Origin of the sequence: Bradyrhizobium sacchari (assembly GCF_002068095.1) — a bacterium.
Lineage (GTDB): Bacteria > Pseudomonadota > Alphaproteobacteria > Rhizobiales > Xanthobacteraceae > Bradyrhizobium > Bradyrhizobium sacchari.
In genome coordinates this window covers 1-3281 of sequence record NZ_LWIG01000036.1, presented here as the reverse complement: position 1 = coordinate 3281, position 3281 = coordinate 1, and the positions used below count along the sequence as shown (strand labels likewise).

Sequence of the window (3281 nt, the reverse complement as noted above, 5' to 3'; positions counted from 1 at the left end):
CATGGATGATCTGTTGCGGGAGTTCTTGACGGAGACCAGCGAGAGCCTGGACACCGTCGACAATCAGCTGGTGAAGTTCGAGCAGGAGCCGAACAACGCCAAGATCCTGGATAACATCTTCCGCCTGGTCCACACCATCAAGGGGACGTGCGGCTTCCTCGGCCTGCCGCGGCTCGAAGCGCTGGCGCATGCCGGCGAGACGCTGATGGGCAAGTTCCGCGACGGCATGCCGGTCACGGCCGAAGCGGTGACGGTGATCCTGTCCTCGATCGACCGCATCAAGGAGATCCTGGCCGGCCTGGAAGCGACCGAAGCCGAGCCTGAAGGTACCGACCGCGATCTCATCGACAAGCTGGAAGCGATGGTCGAGCAGGGCATGGCCGCGATGGCCGCCGGCGCTGCTGCTCCTGTCGCCGACGCGCCGCCGCTGGCGCCGGAAGCGCCTGTTGCCGCCGCGCCCGCCAAGGCGATGACCACGGGCTCGCTGGTCGACCAGACCCTGGAGCGTCCGCTGCGCCCCGGCGAAGTCTCGCTCGACGAGCTCGAACGCGCCTTCCGCGAGACCGCGATCGAAGCGCCGGTCCCCGCGCCCGTCGCCAAGGCCGAGCCGGCACCTGCGCCGGCTGCCGAAGCGCCGGCACCTGCCGCCAAGGAAGCTGCGAAGGAAGCTGCGAAGGAAGCCAAGGCGCCCAAGGCCGCGCCGAAGAAGTCGATGGCCGACGAGGGCGCCTCCGAGGGCGACCGCATCGCCAACCAGTCGATCCGCGTCAACGTGGATACGCTGGAGCATCTGATGACCATGGTCTCCGAGCTGGTCCTGACCCGCAACCAGCTTCTGGAGATCTCCCGCCGCAACGAGGACACCGAGTTCAAGGTGCCGCTGCAGCGCCTCTCCAACGTCACCGCCGAGCTGCAGGAAGGCGTCATGAAGACGCGCATGCAGCCGATCGGCAATGCCTGGCAGAAGCTGCCCCGCATCGTCCGCGACCTCTCGAGCGAACTCGGCAAGCAGATCGAGCTCGAGATGCACGGCGCCGACACCGAGCTCGACCGCCAGGTGCTCGACCTGATCAAGGACCCGCTCACCCACATGGTGCGCAACTCCGCCGATCACGGCCTGGAGACCCCCGCCGAGCGCCTGGCGAGCGGCAAGGGCGAGCAGGGCACCATTCGCCTGTCCGCCTATCACGAGGGCGGCCACATCATCATCTGCATCGCCGACAACGGAAGAGGTCTCAACACCGAGAAGATCAAGGCCAAGGCGCTCTCCTCCGGTCTCGTCACCGAGGCTGAGCTCGAGAAGATGAGCGAAGCCCAGATCCACAAGTTCATCTTCGCGCCGGGCTTCTCCACCGCGGCCGCCATCACCTCGGTCTCGGGCCGCGGCGTCGGCATGGACGTGGTGCGCACCAATATCGACCAGATCGGCGGCACCATCGACATCAAGTCGGTGGCCGGCGAAGGCTCCTCCGTCACCATCAAGATCCCGCTGACCCTCGCCATCGTCTCCGCCCTGATCGTCGAGGCCGCCGGTGACCGCTTCGCGATCCCGCAGCTCTCGGTGGTCGAGCTGGTGCGGGCCCGCGCCAACTCCGAGCACCGCATCGAGCGCATCAAGGACACGGCGGTCTTGCGTCTGCGCAACAAGCTGCTGCCGCTGATCCATCTGAAGAAGCTCCTGAAGATCGACGACGGCGCGGCGTCCGATCCCGAGAACGGCTTCATCGTGGTCACGCAAGTCGGCAGCCAGACGTTTGGCATCGTCGTCGATGGTGTCTTCCATACGGAAGAGATCGTCGTGAAGCCGATGTCGACCAAGTTGCGTCACATCGACATGTTCTCCGGCAACACCATCCTGGGCGATGGCGCCGTCATCATGATCATCGACCCCAACGGCATTGCCAAAGCTCTCGGCGCCGCCGGCTCCTCGGCCCATGACATGGGCGACGAGAACGGCGCGCACCACATCGGCTCGGGCGAGCAGACCACCTCGCTGCTGGTGTTCCGCGCCGGTTCGTCCCAGCCCAAGGCGGTCCCGCTCGGCCTCGTCACCCGCCTCGAAGAGCTGCCCGCCGACAAGATCGAGTTCTCCAACGGCCGCTACATGGTGCAGTACCGCGAGCAATTGATGCCGCTGGTGGCCATGGAAGGCGTCACCATTGCCAGCCAGGGCGCCCAGCCGATCCTGGTGTTCGCCGATGACGGCCGCTCCATGGGCCTCGTCGTCGACGAGATCATCGACATCGTCGAGGAGCGCCTCAACATCGAGGTCGGCGGCTCCAGCCAGGGCATCCTGGGCTCGGCCGTGATCAAGGGCCAGGCCACCGAGGTGATCGACGTCGGCCACTTCCTCCCCATGGCGTTCTCCGACTGGTTCACCCGCAAGGAGATGAAGCCGTCGATGCACTCGCAGTCGGTGCTGCTGGTGGACGACTCTGCGTTCTTCCGCAACATGCTGGCACCGGTGCTGAAGGCGGCCGGCTACCGCGTCCGCACCGCGCCGACCGCGCAGGAGGGCCTCGCTGCGCTCCGCGCCCAGAGCTTCGACGTGATCCTGACCGACATCGAGATGCCGGACATGAACGGGTTCGAGTTCGCCGAGACCATCCGCTCCGACAACAACCTCGCCGCGACGCCGATCATCGGCCTCTCGGCGCTGGTGTCGCCGGCGGCGATCGAGCGCGGCCGGCAGGCCGGCTTCCACGACTATGTCGCCAAGTTCGACCGTCCCGGTCTGATCGCGGCGCTGAAGGAGCAGACCGCGGGCGCCGCCGGCGCCTCCGAGCTGAGCCGGGCGGCGGCGTAAGCCGGACAGGGATCAGGAGATAAGCTCATGAGCACCAAGACCCAATCCGCCGAAGGCGCCATGGTCGAATACGTCACCGCGATGATCGGCGGCCAGCTGTTCGGCCTGCCGATCTCCCGCGTCCAGGACGTGTTCATGCCCGAGCGCGTCACCCGCGTGCCCTTGTCCTCGCGCGAGATCGCGGGCGTCCTGAACCTGCGCGGCCGCATCGTCACCGTGGTCGACATGCGCGCCCGCCTCGGCCTGCCCAAGGCCGAGGACGGCAAGGTGCCGATGGCGGTCGGTGTCGATCTGCGCGGTGAATCCTATGGCCTCCTGATCGATCAGATCGGCGAGGTGCTGCGCCTGCCCGAGGCCGGCATGGAAGAGAACCCCGTCAACCTCGATCCCCGCATGGCCAAGCTCGCCGGCGGCGTCCACCGCCTCGAGGGCCAGCTCATGGTCGTGCTCGACGTCGATCGCGTCCTCGAGCTCG

At 67.0% G+C, this 3281-nt stretch carries 2 protein-coding genes; both read left to right on the top strand.

Features of this window, described 5'->3' with window-relative positions; translation table 11 throughout:
* Position 1 precedes the first annotated feature (1 nt).
* Positions 2-2806, top strand: a complete 2805-nt coding sequence (locus tag A5906_RS30265; protein ID WP_080138869.1) for a hybrid sensor histidine kinase/response regulator — start codon at positions 2-4, stop codon at positions 2804-2806.
* A gap of 27 nt (positions 2807-2833) precedes the next feature.
* The coding region (locus A5906_RS30260) for a chemotaxis protein CheW (RefSeq protein WP_080138868.1) at positions 2834-3281 on the top strand (448 nt) is incomplete at its 3' end.

Coding starts and splice junctions, on each gene's coding strand:
- A5906_RS30265 (WP_080138869.1), top strand. CDS start 2: ATGGATGATCTGTTGCGGGAGTTCTTGACGGAGACCAGCGAGAGCCTG.